Below are 19,943 nucleotides of genomic sequence, written 5' to 3'. Positions count from 1 at the left end.
GATACTGTCGGCCTGTCGTTGATCGGCTGCCCGGTGAAGGCAACCGGTGCGGCGAGCGGACCACTGCGCGGCTCCATCCTGGGCCTGTTTCACCGTTGGCGCAGCGTCGGCGGGGTCGACGAGATCGCCGAATTATTGATTGGCTCGCGCACCGAGGACGACGACATCGCCTCGCGCCCAGGCGATTCCGGCGCCGTGTGGGTATGGGATGAAGAAGCCGATTCCAATGTCCCGGGCGGACCCCACGTTCGTCAGTTCGCGTCACACGAACTACCGGTGGTCAGCCCCCTCGCGATGCAGTGGGGTGGCCAAGTCGTGCTGGATGCCGATGGCGGCCAACCGACCGACTACGTGCTGGCCTCTACCCTGGCCGGCGTCGCCCAGACGCTCGGCGTCACTTTGCTCAACGACGACTCGCTCGCCGATCACAGCCTCTGTTGGGGAAAGGTCGGGCACTACAAGATCGCCGCATCGGCCTGCACACTCGGGCAACCCGGCACTAAGCTCGCCACGCTGCTGACGGCCAACCTCGACCGCATTGCCGTGTCCGACGACGACATCTCCAAAGGCCAGCTACCGTCGGCGGCGCACCGCGACGAATTCGTCGCGCTGGCCGACGTGCCTGATCTGGTCTGGCGCAACACGCGACCCAAGGATGCGCCGAGTCATTTCGCCGACATGGACGAGCCAGGTGGAAGCGTCGCCGACCACAGCACCTTATTGGAGCTGTGGGACAACGGCGATCCGAAATGGCGTGCACCGCAGGGCTGGACCGACTTCTATAACGATCTGCCCAGGCCGCCCGAAGATAAGCATCGCGGCGCCTTGCCATTTCGGGTAGCCCAGCTCTACGACATCATGGTCAACGCGGTGCGCGAAAAGAACGTCACGCTATACGTTGCGGCGGCCGGCGTGCTGGCCCATTATGTCGGCGATGCCTGCCAGCCGCTGCATGTGTCACGGCTGCACCATGGCGAACCGGACGACCCCACCGACGACGGTGTGCACGGGCAATACGAAACCAAAATGCTCGACCAGTTCGCCCCAGAAGTCGTCTCCGGGGTCAACAAAGCTCTCGACGGCTACCACGCCGGTGACGAGGGCGGCCCAAACTTGATCACCGGCTCGGACCACGCCGCCGAGACGGTCGTCGCACTGATGAAGCGGACGATTGAGGCCATCGCCCCGCATGACATCCTCGACACCTACGACAGCCATCCCGGCGCTGGCCGCACGGAAGCGCTATGGAAAGCCTTCGGCCCGAAAACCGTTGCGCGGCTCGCGGATGGCGCGCGAACCTTGGCCGTGCTTTGGCGTTCAGCGTGGGAGGAAGGCGGGGGCGAAGAGATCGCAGCATCGAAGATGACCGCACAATCAACGTCAGCGCTGCAAAAGCACTACGAGGACAAGACATTCGCCCCCAACGAATGGCTGAAGGACTGGGCGAAGCTTCCCCAACCGACTACTCAAGCCACGCGTCGGCGCGGCAAGTCAAAGCAACGATAAGGGCTTTGATCGCGGAAGGCCCTGGGGCCTGCGGTCGTCGTCCGTCTTGGCGGATACAGATTGCCCTGGGGGCAAGCTGCGGCCTGGCAGGCCGTCCGCAACGCTCCTATCACTGCTTACCGCAGGGAGTCATCTTCCAACTTCGGAATGGTAAATGAACGTTTGCCCAAAATTGGCCATTCGGTGAGATGTTGCGTGATCAGATTGTCTGGCAGATGGGCGGCATATGGAGGCGCACAATGACGTCGCACTACGAGGAACGCACGACGATTGTTGACCCCGTCGCGAGAGATGCCACGACCTCATTTGAGTCGGAGAGTTCCGGGCCAGTATTCCAGGCGCCGTTTGAGGGATGGCTGGCGTTTGCCGATATCGTCGCAGACAGTAATCCGGCCCTGTCGGACTTGATGGCGGCCAGCGCATATCTGGCTCGGAGTGTGCTGGAGGAGCAGATGCCGCTCTACGTCGACCGCCTTGGTGCGTTGTTGGACATGTCACCGAGCGCGATTGACAGCCTTCGCGTGGCGCTGGCAGCTGACACGCTTCCGCTGACCCCCCAGGCACTGGCCGACGTGGTGCAGGACGCGGTGGCGGAAGCCGCCGAAGCCGATGCAGAGTTATTCACAAACGAGCGCAACTATGTCGACACCGCCGCGCGCAGCTTTATCGATTCGGGCCGGACATCCGAGCGCAGCGCAAACATTTACGACCAAACTCTCAAATGGCTCAAGGAGAAAGCCAAACCCGGCAGTTCCTTCCACTGGAGGGCGTCATGCTCGCTTGAGCGGCCATCGGCACTCGGCGGTCGAAAGCCGATCTACTGCGCGCGGGTCGCGCACCCCTATCTTTTTGGCGACCACGTGGGTGCACTCGAGGCGACCTACGGTCACAAACTTTTCGTCGGCTTTGAAGGAAACGCGCAACGACCCGGCCAAGTTGGTGCCGGTGGTGGGTATCGAGCGACGATCGACGACGAACACCCGTCGTATTACTGGGATTCCCTCAGTTCGCCGACGGGAGCGTGGGCGTTCACCCTGCACCTCATGGAGGGGCCACGGGTACGCCTCGCGAGCAAGATCGCGGCCCGGGTGGAGGCGAAGCAGGAGCAGATAAATGACTTGATCGGTGAGCAAGTCGACAACTCGCGCAACCGGATTGAGGAGCTGGTCGGGCGCGCCGTCAATTCGCTTCCCAGCGACGCGCTGGCGGCGACAGCGCTTTCGGCAGTGGTGCACCCACTGGTGGCGTTAATAGCGCTTGGGGCCAAGGCCATGTTCAAACTCGTGGTGGCCCGACTGATCAAGGTGTTCAAAGAGGTGAACCTCACCACCTGGACCGTCTGGCATACCACCATCACCGATTCGGGGCGGGTCCCAATCTCGATCTTCACCCTCGCCCGTCCAGGGCGTCGCACCCCAGGACTGTGTCGCCTCAAAAGCGAGCCCACGGGGGCAGTCGCCGACGATGACTATCAATACGATCCGAACCTACAACGTCAGGCCCGCTTTATGATCGGCCCTACCAGCCTTGGGACGGACACATTTAGCGAGAACTACTTCAAACTGGTTGCCGACAAGGGCCAACCGCTCGCCTGGCAAGAGCCGTTCGAAACGAACAGCGGATTTCGCATCCTCGTACCCCACACCGCACCGGGGTCAAAAGCGTCGTATGTCTGCGCGATACGCGCGGACGTTCTGCCGAGCTTCACCTGGGAGCTTTAGCAAGTCATCCGCCGCGCATCCAATGCGCGGTGCCCTTTGAGTTTTGATGAGTCCGTCGTTATTGCAAGTAGATTCAAACCAATATTCCCAAGGTCGTTGATTTGCAATATAATTGGTTTAGATATGACGCAAGACGAATTCTCCAGACTATTCAGGTACGTGACTGAACGCTTCGATAAACTCGATGCGGAACTAGCGAAGAAAGCTGACGCAGACGAGATGTATCGCCGGTTCGATGACGTGATGGCCCAACTGGACGACATCAAGGTCGAGCAAGGGGCGCAGCGTGTGCAACTCGGCCGTCATGAGCGCTGGCATCACGAAACTGCCGAGCACGTTGGGCTGCAGCTCAGCCACGAAGGATGAACTGACGACCTGGTTGGCAACCGTCGTGAATCGATTCGGCGTGCTGTCGGTGGTGGCTGCGACGATAGCTTTATGGACGACGGCTCGGAGAGTGACGACGAGGACTTTGACTTGCCGGACGGCAGGAAGCTGCGGATCACGGACAAGGCGCTGGAGTTTTTCGATGACCACGATGAGTGCCCGTTTTGCATTGGCCGGACTGCTGCACATCGTGGAGAGCCTGAGGACAGCAATCCTTACCCCACGGGCGACGTGGCTGAGGGGTCGGTCGACTGGTACGAGACGGACTACGGCTTGTGGCTGACCGGATACGGCATCGGTTCCACTGAGCCCGGCGGTCTGCTGTGGCATGAGCAGCCAAACCGCGGCTGACGCAATACTGTTGGCGCCGTTGGCGGGCGTGTGACCGAAGATTCTTTCAACAGTCGTTGGGGCAGCTCAAGACGCGGATGTTGCGCGACGATCAGCCAGGCCACGGCTCGGATACTCGTGTATGTCGGACCCGCCGCATATCCTTCTGGTTGTGGGTATTCGTGTTCACGAGCTGGCGAAGGAATTAGGGCTGACCGCGAAACAAGTGTTGGCCGAGTTTAATGAGCTTGGCGAGTTCGTCAAGTCTGCAAGCAGCACTGTCGATGCCAAAGTTGCCGATCGCTTGCGGCGCAAGTTCGCAGGCTCTCCGCCGCGCCGTATCGACGATCAGGACTATGGCGTTTCGGCGGACATCGAGCATCCGACTTTGGCTGATGATGGGGGATTCGAGGGTGCGCTGGCGAAGGCTGCGCGACGAAGTCGTTCAGCCGCATCGGCGCGCCACGAGCCAGGTGCGATCGAAAGCGCTATTTATCAGTACGCGATCGATCCACGCCGGACTCGGCGCGGTCGCTACACGCCCGAGGAGACTGACCGCGCAGAGCGTCTCCTCAAGCGTTGGCTGCTCACCTGGCTGGACGACATGGCCGATTGGATCCGGCTGACCGGCGGCGAGCACCCGGATGTCGCGGTGCAGTTGTCGCGCGCCGGGTTGGCGGCTGCCGATGCGGAACTCCGGATCGGCTTCGGCCGGATCGATCCCTCCCGCGACACCATCATCATGCGGGTCATCAAGGGCAATCTCGGAGTCAAAGACGCCGTGCGCCAGGTGCAGGAGTTCCGACGCGCGCAAGCCACCGGATCCTGACACCGCACAGGTGGTGTCGACGCCACCTGTCGACAAGTGATGGAATGCCTTGTGGCACTGGATACTCCGCTCAATACTCGGCAACTGGATGTTCTCCGATGGATCAGAGACGGTTGTCCTGATGGCCAGTGGACCGACTTCACCTCAAGACGACAGCAAACGTGCTCGCCTACAGGCGCCTCGCGACGGTGTCGAAGCGCGGCGGTGTCTGGAGCGCAGCCATATTGGCGGCTGGTGAGTACTACCTGGCGAACGGTCACTACCCGCCCGGGCATTTCGCCAGGCGGCGTGGAGACCAGCACGTAGGTCTCGATACGCCAACGAAGCCGGCAGTGGTCGCCAAGCGGCCCGTGACGCCAATCGCCCCAGACACACATGTGGGTCAGTCCAAAGACAAGACGCCGCCTGAAGCGTTGACTCCGACCCGCAAGCTGATGAAGGCCATCGTCGAGGCGGGTGGTCATCTCGAAATCGGCACCACCGATGACGAAACCATCCACGCAAATGCGCGGCCCACGGCAATGGCCCGAAGGCACACAAGCTCCTGGGCGCAGACCGTCACCTGGTCATCATCGAAGACGACAAGACCTACCGCTACCGCCCGGCAGCAGCGAAAGACATCCTCGACAAGGCTCAATCAGATGTTGACGCTCTCCGAAAGCAACTAGGTCTCTAACGCGGCGGGCACCGTAGTGGACACCGTGCCTGGCGTCCCGCCGGACACATCCTCACAGTCACGAGGATGGTCGAGAGGTCCGCGCAGGGGTTGTAGGTGGTGGCGATCGGTGTGCGATTCCCAGTCACGGCCGGTGCTCAGGGGCGAGCTGATTCAGCGCGGATTGCAGTGCGATTGCCTCGTCGGGACCGGGGTCCGTGTGGTGTTGATCGGCGGACGTGCCGCCTCATTGTTGAGCTCGCGGGTGGCGACCAAGGGATCGATATCGATGTCGCCGCATACGATCATGACCGCGCCACCGCCATCGTTGAGCGAAATCGCATCGCCATTGTCGGAGATAAGGCCGCCGAAACATGATGTCAGAGTGGTGATCTGCGATTCGCGCACCTGCGTGGCGGAGGAGCGGTCTCGGGAGGATCCGCGCACTATGCTGGGCGGATTTCGCCGCTATCTCTCTACAGATGTAGTAGATTGTCGGTCGGCGTTCGGACGTGTCGCACCGTGCCCCCGGACGGGCGAGATGCTGCTACTGCGGTAGGAGATCTCATACCGCGGTGGGGTTCCAAGAAACCGACTTGGGCACGATGCGAATCGTGTCGCTGATTTCGTAGCGTCGAATCATGGCATATGACATCGACTTTGACGCCGATCTAGACGTCATCGAGCGTGCAAACGATCGCACTCACGGCGATAAGGACGTCACGGCCAACGGTCAAACATTGGCATCCGGCCTCGGTCCTGACGCGCCGGCCAACTGCGATGTCGACGCTATTGCCTTGTTGCAGCACACAAGTACGCGACCCTGGGCGGCTAATCTGGTGCACACCTACGCGGCCGTACGTTTGGTCCTCGGCAGATTTACCTTACCTCCGCGACCAACGCGGCACGACTATCCGCCGCGCCGAGAAGCGTTCGTCGAGGAACCGGCTATGCACCGTGAGATGTTCAGACTGTGAGGGACAAATCAATTCCCTACGTACCCGCCGCAACTAGACCATGTGTTGGTTCCGGGCCAATTCTGAGCAGTGATTTCCGGATCAAGCGCTCGCTCAGACCGGAGCCGATACCAAGCTGCCCCCTTTGCGAAACCCTCGCCGCTGGAACAGGCGGACACGGGCGAGGATGAACTCTCGGAATACCTTTCCGGGTCAACCATCTCGGGGCACAGTGTTGGAGTGCTGTTGAGTCCGAAGTGTCGCTTAAACAGTGAGGTTTGCAGAACGACATGCTGCGCACCGGCCGGGAACGCAACATTTGCGCCACCCCCAGCGAACGCGATAAGTGCGAGATCAGCAACCGCGCCAGTAGCATCCTCAGATTGAAGTCCGCCGAGATCCTCACCGCCCAGTAAACGGAACCTCGCCATGTCGGGGCTTTCGCGCCCTGGGGCGTTGGGAGGGTCTGGCCGAGGCAGACACCCGGACCGGTAGCAGTGCATCATCCCAGTCACCCCCTACCAGGGGCGGAGAGAGCCCCTACCAGGGGCGGAGAAGCCAAGCCGCCCGCAGAACGGTGTGGTACGGAGGACCGGCATCGTAATATGAGCCGATGCTGACTGCGCTGGCAGGGCACATACGGCATCGACTCCGCCGATGTGGCGAGTTAATCCCACCGGGTTACCGGTGGTCGTTTTTGATCGTCGTCCACGTCGGCGTGGTGCTGATTGTCGTCGCTGCGGCATTACAGCGTCAGCGTGCTGACCAACCGGCCGCGCTGATCGCAGTTGCTATCGCCGTCTCGCCGTTGGCGTTGTTTTACGGTTCGGGAATCAAGTTCAGTTTCAGCTCGGCACTAATGTTGTCGACCTTGTCTGCAGCCACCGGCATTTTTCTGTTTGCCACCTCGACGCCCGTGACTGCCGATTTCGCGCCGCTGTTGCTGGTACTGGGCGTCTGTGTGGTCGGAGCACTGACAACCCCCTTCGGTGGCTTGTTGGCCACCGCGACGGCCGCCGCAATGCTGACGATTGCATCGGCGACGCACCGGCTCGACGCGGTGGCGCTGTACCTGAGTTTCGTCGCAATGGGGTGGCTGGTCGGGTACTTGATGCGCGTGCAGCAACAGCTGCTCATCAAGCAACAGCAGGCTCAGTTGGCGATATCCGAGCACGCCGCCGCCGATGAACGCCGGCGCATCGCGCGCGAGGTGCACGACGTCATCGCCCATTCACTGAGCGTCACACTCCTGCACGTCACTGGCGCCCGCCGGGGATTGCAGCAAGATCGCGATGTCGATGATGCCGTAGAGGCATTGCAGCAGGCCGAGCAGCTTGGTCGTCAAGCGATGACCGATATCCGGCGCACCGTCGGGCTTCTCGACAGTGCGCCCATGAAGCTCGCGCCCGAACCGAGTATTGGTGATATTCCAGAGTTGGTCGATGACTTCGTCTGCGCTGGCCTTGCAGTCGTTTTTCATATGCGCGGGTCCACCGATGCGGTGTCAGCTGCTGTTGGTCTTGCGTTGTTCCGCATCGCCCAGGAGTCGCTTTCCAACATTGCCAAACACACTCCTGAATCGGAATCGTCGATGAATCTCACTATCTCGCGGCGCTCCGCTGTATTGCGGATTGTCAACAAGCTACCGATAGCCGTTAGCGCTACCCCGACCTGTGAAGGCCGGGGTCTTCGCGGGATGCGCCAGCGGGTCGAACTGCTGGGCGGAGCTATCGATATAGGTCCGTCGGTCGACGGGTGGTTGGTGTGTGCCGACATTCCGCTTAGCAACGGAAGCCCCGGGAGCCGCAACGGGTCGTGGCTGTCGTGAATGCCGACGTTGGGGAGGTCGCGGTGCTATTGGTCGACGACCAGGAACTCGTCCGATCCGGTTTGCGCCGGATTCTACGGCGTAAGGATGGGTTCAACATTGTCGGCGAATGCTCCGATGGAGACCAGGTGCTCGACGCGGTAGCAGCCCATCGTCCCGACGTCGTGGTGATGGACCTGCGGATGAAGCGCATCGACGGCATCGAAGCGACTCGTCAGCTCGCGATTCATGACGGCCCGCCGGTGCTTGCACTAACCACGTTCAACGAAGACGAGCTGTTATCAAGGGCGTTGCGCGCCGGCGCGACCGGCTACGTGCTGAAAGACTCCCTGGCCGAGGAGCTGATCCGAGCTGTGCGTTCCGTCGCGAAAGGTGAAAGCTATCTCGACCCTGCAGTGACCTCGCGGGTGTTAAGCACTTACCGGACAGCCACGCGCGCAACATACGGCGACGCCACCAGCGAACTGACCGCTCGCGAGCTCGATGTGTTGCGGCTCGTTGCAAGGGCTCGCACCAACACCGAAATCGCCGCCGAGCTGCATATTTCCGAAGTGACAGTCAAAGGCCACATTAGGCGCATCTTCGGCAAACTCGACGTGCGCAACCGCGCCGCAGCGATCGTCTACGCCTACGACCACGGCGTCGTCCTGCCCGAAATCCCCCACCAGGAACGGCTGTAACGACCTCGGTAGACAGCAAAGTGCTATCAAGTCCCGGACAGTTGCCAACCATCTCGGCGAAAGGATAACGCCGATGCGTACCACCTCGGCCATCGCGATATCCTGGCCGTCTAGGCCGACGTGCCGGATGTGCGGCCAGATGTTCGACTCGCCAGAGATCGGTCGACCACAAATTTATTGCTCGCAAGCGTGCCGCCAATCCGCATACAGGGCGCGCGTGGCGTCCCGCCAGGCACTGGCTGCCGCCGCCGAGCTGCGCAGCGTGCTGCTGTCGGTCAGCAACGACTTCGCTGACCATGCCCGAAAGCTTGCCGCCGAGCTGTTTTCTGCGTATGGGAGCAGAGCCGCGAGCCCGACGGACCTGCCAACCGGGTGGGAGATCCAGGTCAGCCGTAGCGCACGTGATCTGCGGGAAGTGCTTGACCGCATCCAGCGCCTCGTCAACGATCATGCCGAAGTGGTCTACCGGCACCGGATGGCGGTGAAACACGGTGCTGGCGTAACCGGTCACGAGCGCGATAACTGCAACGCAGTCAGCTGACGTTATTCGAAAGAGTTCAGAAAGAAGCAAAGCCCGATCGTGGCGACCCTTGAAACCAAGTTTTCAACATGCCGCGCTGACTTCTCCGAAACCATCCACACGCTTCGTCGGTAAAAGCCTTCGACGCAGAAGGCGCTGTGTGCCACCGTATTGAATCTTGTCCGGACCGCAGTGAAAAGGCGCCGCAATTCGGGAAAATCGAGGTGCTGCTTCTGGCGAGTTGCTTGCGACTGCCAATCATTCACGAATGATGGTGTCGCGGATGGTCGAATCCTCTCTGGCAATTATCGTGGCCCCGATCTCGAAGCTCCCGCACGTTACGACGAGGGGCGACGTCGGCGCATAGTGCCGTCATCTCAGCGGTAAACTGTTGTGCCACAGCTCTATAACCGGGCGCAAGTCTTGCGGAATGGCCCTCATCCCGCAGCCCGACCCGTTGCGAACGGACTGGCCAAGAAACCCTCTAGCCACCTACGACCTGCCAATTGCAATCGGCACTGGCCCAGTTGGGCTTCAGCCGCAATTCGACAGCTTCTGCGCGCATCGCAGGGCGCCAAAGGGCGGGATATTGTGCATGTGATGCGCCCGATGGTCCATTGATTTCGTCACGCTTGCCGCTGTGGTCCTTCTCATATCACCAAGGCCTCGCTCTTACGTTTTGAGCTCAGAGTCGCCGGGTATATAGCGCGCAATTAGATTTGTAATATTCCGCGTGAATTGATCCAATATCCCGTGTGAATGCTGGCAGACAGACAAATAAACAACAACCCCCTCGATCCCCAAGGTAGATGATGAGCGATCTGTGCGGCAATGAGCCGATAGCGATCACCGGTAGGCCGCTCCGCCTTGCCGGAGGCCGCATGTTCGCCGATCAGTGGCGCAACTCGCATGACGGAGTCGAGGCATTCCGCATGTTAACTGTTAACGAGCACGTTGCCGCCGGCCCTCCGACGAAAAGGCTGTGCGACATGTTGCCGCCAGCTTGCGCGACCTCGTCGCCTCGTGAGACCGAGCGTCCGCGACCCGAACGACGCCTCCAAGAACGGATTCGCCGTACGGGCGCGGGAAGGGAAACCCGCCGTAAAGCCCGTATCGCTGCTGGACACCTCGGATAAAGACCACAACGAGGCAGGACCAAAGAGTCAGGGGGAATAAAAGTGAGTGCAACGATTTTAGGTAGAAAGACAGCAAGCGCTACTTCGATCAGTAGTACTGCGGACATAGCTCGCACTGGCGGATCTCGCCTTCGCGATATGGATGTCTTCGGGGAGACCGCATGTGTAACGCATGCACGACATGTCGACTGGACGAACGCGATTGGAGAGGATTCGTTTTCGATCCGAACGCGGTCGGCGAAGCCCGCGACCTTCTGTTGCTTTGAGCGGTATGCAGCCGCTGGCAGGCGGATGGGCAAACCCAAAGGCTTTCAACCATGACAATTTCTATGCCGATCGACGACTCGGAGGACTTTGACCCGCCGTATGGTCTGACCGCACGATTCTTTGGCGGATTCGATACCCAGATTGACGGGCAACCGGTGGTTCGGTGGAGAGCTGGACGATCGCGGAACCTGTTCCAATACCTTTTGATTCACCGAGGCAGACTCGTAACGCGTGATCGCCTGTATGAGGTGCTCTGGCCCGACGCGGAATGGGGTAGTGCCTCGAGTTCGCTGAAGGTAGCTTGCCACGGGCTGCGCAGTGCGCTTGGTGCGAGCCGCGACGATTCGGGAAGAATGCGACTCTTGTGTCGCGGCAGCGGCTACATCCTCGAACTAGACGATGTCTGGCTCGACGTCACGGAATTCGAGCGGCTGGTGATCGATGGTCTACGTGCCGTCAGGTCGGGTCGCATTAATGTGGCATGGCGCGACCTCTCAGATGCCATGTGCCTATATACGGGTGATTTCCTTGAGGGTGAGGCTTGGGATTGGGCGATCGAGCATCGCGAGTATTTGAAATCACTCGCTCTGCGTGCCCTGCAAGCCTTGCGGCAGATCGCAGAGAAGGACGACGACACTGCCGAATTGATCGCATTATGCCGTCGAACGCTCGACCTCGATCGTCACCACGAAGCAAGCTACCGGACACTGATCGCACTGCATGGCCGACTTGGTGAACACGAGCGAGCCCGGAGCTGGTTTCTATTGTGCGCCAACCGGCTTAACGAAGATCTCGGTGTCGCACCGGAACCCGCAACGGTGGCCGCGTATCGCCTCGCCGTCGCACAACCCGTCCCTGCCCACGAGTGCGTGCCGTCGTCTCGCGAACGCCTTCACGGTGACTCAGCCTCTCGTGGTCGCGAAGTCGCCATATGTGCACCGGCTCCTACGCAGAGGTCGCCGCGCTGAGCACACGCACGTGGTAGCGGTGGCCGCGGATGCATGCGCTTCAACGGCAGGCGCAGCCCAATCGTATGACGTGCATTTGCGTGTTTGCGTTGCACTCTGCGCGCATCGGCTGGGTAGTCCCGTTATCCGGATGTGGATGTGTGGGCTGTCACCGACGCTGGCCAGTACCATCGCGATCCCACTTGCCAACGGAACGCGGATCTTTACTGGTAACGGCGCGAAAGAACATGGCAATGAAGTCTTTTCGCAACTATGCCGAGCCCTTCGATCAATCGATCACTAAACGCCGTAACCGCGTCATTACCGCCTGTTCCTAACCTACCAAGCGTTGACGTACACAAGCATTGGAATGGAGATCGCATGAACGGGGTAGCAATTGTCGGTATCGGCTGCCGCTTTCCCGGTGGCGTTCACGACGCTGAGAGTTATTGGAACTTCCTGCTGGACAAGGGCGATGGAGTCGTCGACATCCCAGCCGACCGTTGGAATGTCGATAAGTACTACGATCCTGATCCTGATGCACCGGGTCGGATGTACACGCGCCGTGGCGGTTTCCTGACCGACTCGCTCTGGGATTTCGATCCCGAGTTCTTCGGAATCTCCCCACGCGAAGCCTCTATCATGGATGTCCAACAGAGGCTTCTACTTGAGGTGTCGTGGGAGGCGTTGGACGATGCCGGCCTTGCCGCCTGTGTATCCGGCCGTCCTGTGGGTGTGTATATCGGGGCTTTCACGGCTGACAACGCCATAAAAAGATGTGGTATGGCAGCGCGGATGGACATCTCCGGTCACACCGCGATGAGCTACACGTTCACGCTCTTATCCAACAGAATCTCTTACGTCCTGGACCTGCAAGGTCCGAGCATGACGATCGATACTGCTTGCTCCTCGTCCTTGGTCGCGTTTCATCAGGCCACCCAGGCCGTCCTCACCGGCGAATGCGATCTTGCGCTCGCGGGTGGTGTGAATTCAATAACGCAACCAGAGGCCTACGTGTCGATGTCCAAGGGGCGGTTCCTATCTCCCGATGGCCGTAGTAAGGCCTTTGATGCGTCCGCCGACGGCTACGGGCGTGGTGAAGGTGCAGGAGTGGTCGTACTAAAGCGCCTTGACGTCGCGCAACGAGACGGTGACCGGATTTACGCCGTGGTGCGCGGCACGGGAGTCAATCAAGACGGAAAGACGGCGGCGATACCTGTCCCAAATCCCATCGCTCAAGAGAATCTAGCGAGGCGCGTCTGCGCAGATGCAGGGGTCGAACCACATGACGTCGCGTATGTCGAAGCGCACGGCACCGGAACTCCCGTCGGCGACCCGCTCGAAGTATCTGCTCTCGGAAAGGTTTATGGCAATATCCCTGGCCGGCAGGAGCCACTGGCCGTCGGATCGGTAAAGGCATCGATCGGACACCTGGAGGCTGCGGCAGGAATCGCGGGAGTCATCAAGACAGCACTGACGCTGCACCACCGCGCGATCGCGCCGCAAGGTTGGCTCGAGAACCCAAATCCTGACATTCCATTTGACGATCTCAACATCAGCATCCCGACTGAGGTGCAACGTATTCGCGATGGACGCGACAAAGTCTTCGCGGCTGTCAATAGCTTTGGCTACGGCGGTACGAATGCGCACGCCGTTCTGGCGGCCGCACCGCCCCAGAGTGCTGCAACCGCCGCGACCTTTCCGGTCCTGCCGATCTCAGCTCGGAATCCGGCTGCAGTGCGCGAGCTGGCGGGACGGTTTGCAGCGTTGGTGGAAGCCGGGGCCGATCTCGACTCGTTGGTCGCTGCGGCTTGGACACGGCGGGCGCATCATCAATTTAGAAGCGCGTTCGACTATTCGGACACCGACGATCTACTGACCAAGCTGCAGAATTTCGCGCAAGGGGAAGGTCGTCAGCCCACGCGTGCGATCGCCAGCGATGCCGCGCAGCCCGTCTTCGTATTCAGCGGGATGGGTCCCCAGTGGTGGGCAATGGGTCGTGACCTGTTGCAGGCAGACGGTGAATTCGCGCGGATGGCCCGCGTCATCGATGACGAATTTGGCGCGATTGCGGGCTGGTCGATCGTCGAGGAACTTTCTCGGGCCGAAGAGGACTCTAAGGTCACCAATACGGAGATCGCTCAGCCTGCAAACTTCCTCGTCCAAGTTGCACTCGTTGCGGAACTGGCGAAACTGGGAGTGCACCCGGTGGCGGTGGTCGGGCACAGTGTGGGCGAGGTCAGCGCGGCGTACGTCTCCGGCGCGCTCAGTCTCCGAGATGCGGTACGCGTGAGCTATCACCGTTCTCGGTTGCAGGCCACGACGACCGGAGCAATGCTTGCCGTTGGACTGACGCCGGCGGATGCTGTGGCTGAGATCCCCGCGGGGGACGAAATCTCGGTTGCCGCCGTGAACGGTCCAACGGCCGTAACCCTAGCCGGGAGCCGCGAAGCAATCGAGCGCATGTACGAAAAGCTCGCGGAGGCAGGGGTGTTCGCGCGCCTCCTGCAAGTTGAGGTTGGATACCACAGCCATCTGATGGATCCGATCCTCGATGAGATACGTTCGACGCTAGCTGATGTGGAGCCTAAGACACCGTCCATCCCGCTGTATTCGACCGTACACGGCCGTCCGGTTTCTGGCCCGGAATGGGACGCGAACTACTGGTGCCGGAATGTGCGAGAACCAGTGTGCTTCGCCGATACTGTCACCAGCCTTGTCAAAGGCGGCTACCGCGTTTTCCTCGAAGTCGGCCCAAATCCAGTGTTGAGCGGGAATATTCGAGAGATGCTCGTGCGTGCCGGCGAGACCGGCGCATCGATTGGCACGTTGAGCCGCAAAGAGGGGGATCTCGTTAGTTTGCGCCACACGATAGCCGAGTTGTACACGGCCGGAGCTCTGGACGGATCGACGGTACCGGGTGGCTCGTCGGTGAACCCCCATGTGGCACTGCCTGCTTATCCGTGGCAGAAGACTCACGTCTGGACCGAGTCGGACAGCGTGGTGCGCGAGCGTATGGCGTCGGACTCCCGCTTTCCGATGCTGGGTCAGCGTCGCGAGACGTCAGCGTCGGAATGGACTGTGGACCTTTCCGTCGCAGGTTTGCCGTGGTTGCAGGACCATGTCGTGGAGGGTTTGGTCGTCCTTCCCGGTGCCGCCTACCTCGACGCCGCGCTGAGCGCAGCTGCGATCCGCACTGGGCGTGAGGATCTCGCACTCGAAGACATTCGATTCGTCACTCCGCTGGTGATCGATCCCCACGATGTCCCTGTTCTTCGACTCACGGTCGAGGATGCAACCAAACGCTTCACGATCTCCTCCCGCACCGGTACTGGAACCGTTTGGACGATGAACGCGAATGGCCGGTTCGTCGAGGGCCCGGTCAGGTCGGCCGATGTCGAATTGCCACCGGAAGGCGACGCCACGATCGTCATCAACGGTCGGGACATGTATCCGGCACTTGCGGCCCACGGACTTCAATACGGCAGTGCGTTCCAGGGGATAGTACAGGCGCGGGTTGGCGACGATGCTGTCGTTGCGACGATCGATACCTCAGTGGCGAGAGATACTGCGCACCTTGTACATCCAGCGGTACTCGATGTTGCACTGCAGTGTGTCGCAGCGATTGGCGCTGGATCTGGCACGGCCACCAAAGGCGCAATTGTCCCCGCCTCGGTTCACTCCGTACGGCGCTTCGGTCCCATTCCGAGATCGGCGGCAACTGTGGTGGTGCGCCGCCGCGGCATCGATCCGCTGCTGGCGGATGTCGATCTCATCGATGCCGACGGAAGTCAGATTGTGGCGATGACGGGTGTCGAATTCCGGCCGGTATCCCCACCGGCCTCGATCCGCAACCGGCTTGGCCAGCTCTTCTACGAGCCGAGATGGGAGCTGTGCGACAGCCTTGACCCGCTGACCGCCGAGGCCGATGCCGCCGACGAGTTCACTCTTGTTATTGCCCTGGGTGACGTCGCGTCTCCGTGGGCTGCGCCGATTGCCGATAGGCATCCCAACGCTAGATCACACCGAATTTCGGATCCATTGCTGCCTCGGCTGGAGGACGATATCGCAGCGATGTTGCGCGACGGAATCGCGGCGAGCGGAACCGAACGGGCCAACGTTATCGTCGTTGCAGGCACCGGATTCGACGGATCTGCCAACGTCACCGCGGTGGCGTGCGTTGCCAGGGCCACCAGCGCCCTGCTGGATCAATCGACAGCAGGAGGCGACGAATCGAACCGGCCAGCCCTCGACATCCGGGCGGCCATCGTCACCACGTACGGGTTCTGCCTGCCGGGCAGCAGTGTCGAGGCCGACATGGCGCATGCGGCGCTCGTCGGTGCGCGGCGTTCGCTGCTGAACGAGCAACCGATGTCGAAATGGAGACTGATCGACACCGGGCCGGACACGAGCGCCGACGAAGTCGTCGCTGAAGCCCTCAGAACCGCTGAGGGACAGGATGAATCGGACGAGGTGTGCCTGTCTCTGGGATCCAGGTGGGTCCTTCGCGTACGAAAGAACCTGGTCGAGCACCTTGAGTCCCGGGACGAACTGCGAACTCTCAATGATCCGGAGGTGTCGTTCGCGCTGGAATCGCCCGACAGTCGCTTGCTGCAGGATCTGGCATGGCGTGAGGTCGGTCGGGTCGATCCGCTGGACGGACAAATCGAGGTCCGGATGGAGGCGATCGGGTTGAACCCCAAGGACGTGTTCAAAGTGCTCGGCGTCCTCACGGCAAAGGATATGGAAGACACATTCTTCGGTATGGATATTGGCCTCGAAGGTGCTGGGACCGTTGTACGGATTGGTCCGGGAGTCAGTGATGTCGCTGTCGGCGATCGGGTTGGTGTGTGCGCCCGCAACATGGTTCGTCGATTCCTTACGATCGACCGGAACTTCGCAACGGTTCTGCCCGGCGCATGGGAGGCCGGGGCGTGCAGCTCGAACGTTCCCTTCCTCACCGCAGAATTCGCATTGGTCGACTCTGCTCGCATTCGGGCCGGCGAAACAGTGCTCATTCATGGCGCCGCCGGTGGCGTCGGACTCGCCGCCCTCCAAGTTGCCCGGTCGCTTGGCGCCACGGTGATTGCCACGGCCGGAAGTGAGGAGCGCCGGTCGCACGTACTGGCGGCTGGCGCACACCATGCCATCGACTCGCGATCGATGAACTTTGTCGATGACGTCATGCGGATCACCGAAGGGCGCGGTGTTGACGTTGTCCTGAACAGCGCACCAGGTGAAATCGTCCGGCAAAACCTCAGGGTTGCAGCCGAATTCGGGCGAGTGGTCGATATTGGCAAGGTTGACATCTATAGCGGTGGCGTCATCGATCTTCGTCCATTCGATCACAATCTGACATTCATTGCGCTTGATTTGGATCGCATGATGAAGTTCCGCCCGGAGGCTGTCCGCGCCAAAACAGTCGAGTTGATCGAGAAGTTCAAGGCGGGGATTTACCAGCATCTGCCGTATCACATGTATTCGATCAACGATGTTGCTGCCGCGTTCGACGCCGTCGCGCGTCCGAAGAAAATTGGACGCGTCGTGCTCGACCTCGACGAGCCTGCGCCGAAACTGCGCCCACAAATCCCCGCCGTCGGAATCCGTTCGGACGCTGCCTATCTGGTTAGCGGCGGCTTTGGCGCGTTCGGTCTGGCGACAGCCCGCTGGCTCGTGCGAGAGGGTGCGCGCCACCTGATTCTGGTCGGGCGCAGCGGTCCGTCGAGCGTGGAAGCCAAGAATCAGATGGCTGCATTCGCCGACGCCGGTGTGGAGGTGACAGAAGAGCGTCTCGACATCGCTGACTACAACGCGGTCGCGGCTATGGTCAAGCGGACCAAAGGCAGGGGCGTTCCGTTGCGCGGTGTGTTCCACGCCGCCGGGGTGGTGGACAACTCTCCCGTCAAGTCAATCACTGCAGAGGTCGCCGCAAATGTGTTTGCGCCCAAGGTCGCCGGCGCGATGAACCTGGATCACGCGGTGCACGAGATGGAGGTCGACCTCGACCACTTCGTCCTCTGGTCATCGATTAGCGGTCTGATTGGTGGCTTTCCTCAAGTGTGCTACGCGGCCGCGAATGCGTCTCTGCAATCGCTGGCACACAGCCGGCGTTCTCGCGGCGAGCCAGCCTTGTGCGTCGACTGGGGCTCGATGTCCGGGGGCGGCATGGCCGAGGCGAACGAAGAGACGGTCCGGTATCTGTCGGCCGTAGGCCTGCAGCCGATTGATATGGACGTGGCGACCGACTACCTTGCCGAATGTCTTCGCCTCGATCTCTCGCACGTGTCGATCGTCGATATGGACTGGCGTATGGCGGTCGCGACCACCTACGCGGTGACGCACTCAGCACGTTTCGCCGAGTTCGCCACTGGAGCCGCCGCCGAACAGGACGGTGCGGCGGCACTGAGGGCCGAGATCTTGTCACTGCCGGCGGACGAGCGCGGTGCGGCCGTTGCAGCCGCGCTCGCCGAAGTCATGGCAGTCGTGTTGGGCGTATCCACCGACGCCGTGGATGTGGAGACCCCGCTGCTGGAACTTGGAATCGACTCGTTGATGGCGGTCGAGTTCGCCGCCCGAACCAGCAAGTTGATCGGCGTCGAACTCTCGCCCGTGGAGATGGCTCGCGGTCTTGGGCTGGGCCTTTCCTCTATCGGCAACAAGATGGCAGCAGAACTTGAGAACAAGGAGGAGGCGAAAGCAGCATGAGCATCGAATCACTTGCATTGACCCGTGACAGGAACGGCGTACACACACGCACCAGGACCCGTCGGCCGGCGTCGTTCGACGACCACCCCGAAGTGGTAACTACGCGACACCGTCTGGAATTTCGTTCCCACATCGAGCGTCTTGGCCTCCCGAACCCGTACCTCGAACCGCACGAGGGAGTCAATGCGACCACTGTGCAGAAGTACGGCCGCGAACTGGTGAATTTCAGCAGTTATAACTATCTCGGGCTATCCGGCCATCCGCATGTTTCCGAGGCCGCCAAAGCCGCCATCGATACTTACGGCACCTCGGTGTCGGCCAGCCGAGTCGTGTCGGGCGAAATCTCGCTGTACGCACAACTCGAAAGGCGCATCGCATGCGCCTACGACGTCGAGGAGTCGATTGCGACAACGAGCGGATACCTCACGAATGCGGCGGTGATCGGCTACTTGCTGGGGCCGCGCGATATTGCATTCTGCGACTCGCTCGTGCACAACAGTTTGGTGTCCGGTACGCAATGGGCAGGGTGCCGACGAGTCAACTTCCGACACAACGATCCGACCTCGCTGGAGGCGGTGCTGAAGATGTCGCGGAGTAGCGCTGAGCGGGCGATGGTGGTGCTCGAGGGCCATTACAGCATGGAGGGCGATACAGCGCTGCTGCCAGAGCTCATCGCGGTGGCAAGGAAATACGACTGCGTGATCATGATCGACGAAGCACATTCCTTCGGCGTTCTCGGCGGTCGAGGATTTGGGATGCGCGAGGTGTACGGCCTTGCCGGCGACGCGGTCGACATCTGGATGGGCACGTTGTCGAAGGCACTCGGCAGCTGCGGCGGCTTCCTCGCGGGAAAGCGCGATCTTGTCATGGCTTTCAAGTATTCGGCACCAGGATTGAGCATGTTCACAGGAGGGCCGGCGCCTTCGGCGATCGCCGCCGCCCTGGCCGCGCTCGAGGTGCTTGAAGCGGAGCCAGAGCGTGTCCAGAGACTGCAGGAGAACGGGCGCCATCTTTGGAAGTTGTTCATTGACCGTGGATTTGAAACAGGAGTCGCACAAGGGACACCGATCGTTCCCGTGATCATGGGCGAGATCGGGCGCGCCGCTTTGGCGTCGGTCAAGCTGATTCAAGCGGGAATCAATGTCAATGCGATCCTCGCGCCAGCTGTGCCGCAAGGAGAGGAGCGACTGCGTTTCTTCGCGACAAGCGAGCACACCACCGACCAATTGGAAACGGCGGTCGAGGAACTCGACAAAGTAGTTCGCACGACCTAGGTAGCGCTGTACACGTGAGGAGGAGTCAAATGGCCATCGCAGTTCGCGCTTCGACCGGGTTGATTGGAGTTGCTGCTCACCCTGGCGACTGTCTGGCGAACACACTCCTCCGCGATTACGTGATACTCCGTCGCGACGAACTCATGCCGAGGGGCGGAACGGGCGTGTTCGCCCGTTCGGCCCTGTATCGAACAACCGCGCG

Annotated in this window: 11 protein-coding genes and 1 pseudogene; all 12 read left to right on the top strand. The window is 61.0% G+C overall.

Going from position 1 to position 19,943, the window contains the following annotated elements; genetic code table 11:
- The first annotated feature begins 18 nt into the window (after nt 1-18).
- The 12 genes and pseudogenes from LMQ14_RS19975 to LMQ14_RS19920 all read left to right on the top strand — a co-directional run bounded on the left by LMQ14_RS19975 (nt 19) and on the right by LMQ14_RS19920 (nt 19,741).
- Nucleotides 19-1,506, top strand: a complete 1,488-nt coding sequence (locus tag LMQ14_RS19975) for a hypothetical protein (protein WP_267731248.1) — start codon at nt 19-21, stop codon at nt 1,504-1,506.
- Between the two features lie 239 nt (nt 1,507-1,745).
- Complete coding sequence (locus tag LMQ14_RS19970) at nt 1,746-3,227, top strand: hypothetical protein (protein ID WP_267731247.1); 1,482 nt, start codon at nt 1,746-1,748, stop codon at nt 3,225-3,227.
- Nucleotides 3,228-3,386: 159 nt separating this feature from the next.
- A complete protein-coding gene (locus LMQ14_RS19965) occupies nt 3,387-3,593 on the top strand; it encodes a hypothetical protein (protein WP_267731246.1) in 207 nt (68 codons plus the stop codon).
- Nucleotides 3,594-3,665: 72 nt separating this feature from the next.
- On the top strand, nt 3,666-3,965 hold the full coding sequence (locus LMQ14_RS19960) for a hypothetical protein (protein ID WP_267731245.1): 300 nt from the start codon (nt 3,666-3,668) through the stop codon (nt 3,963-3,965).
- Between the two features lie 121 nt (nt 3,966-4,086).
- A pseudogene (locus tag LMQ14_RS19955) lies at nt 4,087-4,278 on the top strand (translation initiation factor IF-2 N-terminal domain-containing protein); the annotation flags it as partial.
- A 623-nt stretch (nt 4,279-4,901) separates the two neighbouring features.
- Nucleotides 4,902-5,441, top strand: coding sequence for a hypothetical protein (locus LMQ14_RS19950; RefSeq protein WP_267731244.1), 540 nt, complete (start codon nt 4,902-4,904; stop codon nt 5,439-5,441).
- Between the two features lie 1,556 nt (nt 5,442-6,997).
- Entirely contained in the window at nt 6,998-8,212 is a 1,215-nt protein-coding gene (locus LMQ14_RS19945; protein WP_267731243.1) for a sensor histidine kinase, read from the top strand.
- Nucleotides 8,209-8,892, top strand: coding sequence for a response regulator transcription factor (locus LMQ14_RS19940; RefSeq protein WP_267731242.1), 684 nt, complete (start codon nt 8,209-8,211; stop codon nt 8,890-8,892). The genes LMQ14_RS19945 and LMQ14_RS19940 overlap by 4 nt, the downstream gene beginning before the upstream one ends.
- 217 nt (nt 8,893-9,109) lie before the next feature.
- Complete coding sequence (locus LMQ14_RS19935; protein WP_267731241.1) at nt 9,110-9,433, top strand: hypothetical protein; 324 nt, start codon at nt 9,110-9,112, stop codon at nt 9,431-9,433.
- 1,444 nt (nt 9,434-10,877) lie between these two features.
- Nucleotides 10,878-11,783: an AfsR/SARP family transcriptional regulator gene (locus LMQ14_RS19930; RefSeq protein WP_267731240.1), complete on the top strand. Its 906-nt coding sequence runs from the start codon at nt 10,878-10,880 to the stop codon at nt 11,781-11,783.
- Between the two features lie 360 nt (nt 11,784-12,143).
- Complete coding sequence (locus LMQ14_RS19925; RefSeq protein ID WP_267731239.1) at nt 12,144-18,467, top strand: type I polyketide synthase; 6,324 nt, start codon at nt 12,144-12,146, stop codon at nt 18,465-18,467.
- A complete protein-coding gene (locus tag LMQ14_RS19920) occupies nt 18,464-19,741 on the top strand; it encodes an aminotransferase class I/II-fold pyridoxal phosphate-dependent enzyme (protein WP_267731238.1) in 1,278 nt (425 codons plus the stop codon). The genes LMQ14_RS19925 and LMQ14_RS19920 overlap by 4 nt, the downstream gene beginning before the upstream one ends.
- The last annotated feature ends 202 nt before the right edge of the window (nt 19,742-19,943 follow it).

Origin of the sequence: Mycobacterium sp. Aquia_213 (assembly GCF_026625985.1) — a bacterium.
GTDB lineage: Bacteria > Actinomycetota > Actinomycetes > Mycobacteriales > Mycobacteriaceae > Mycobacterium.
The sequence above is the reverse complement of the archived record's forward strand: the minus strand, read 5'-3'. Positions and strand labels throughout refer to the sequence as shown.

Bases quoted from the DNA above. Each gene is read 5' to 3' on its own strand.
- LMQ14_RS19970 (WP_267731247.1), top strand. From the start codon at position 1,746: ATGACGTCGCACTACGAGGAACGCACGACGATTGTTGACCCCGTCGCG.
- LMQ14_RS19960 (WP_267731245.1), top strand. From the start codon at position 3,666: ATGGACGACGGCTCGGAGAGTGACGACGAGGACTTTGACTTGCCGGAC.
- LMQ14_RS19945 (WP_267731243.1), top strand. From the start codon at position 6,998: ATGCTGACTGCGCTGGCAGGGCACATACGGCATCGACTCCGCCGATGT.
- LMQ14_RS19930 (WP_267731240.1), top strand. From the start codon at position 10,878: ATGCCGATCGACGACTCGGAGGACTTTGACCCGCCGTATGGTCTGACC.
- LMQ14_RS19925 (WP_267731239.1), top strand. From the start codon at position 12,144: ATGAACGGGGTAGCAATTGTCGGTATCGGCTGCCGCTTTCCCGGTGGC.
- LMQ14_RS19920 (WP_267731238.1), top strand. From the start codon at position 18,464: ATGAGCATCGAATCACTTGCATTGACCCGTGACAGGAACGGCGTACAC.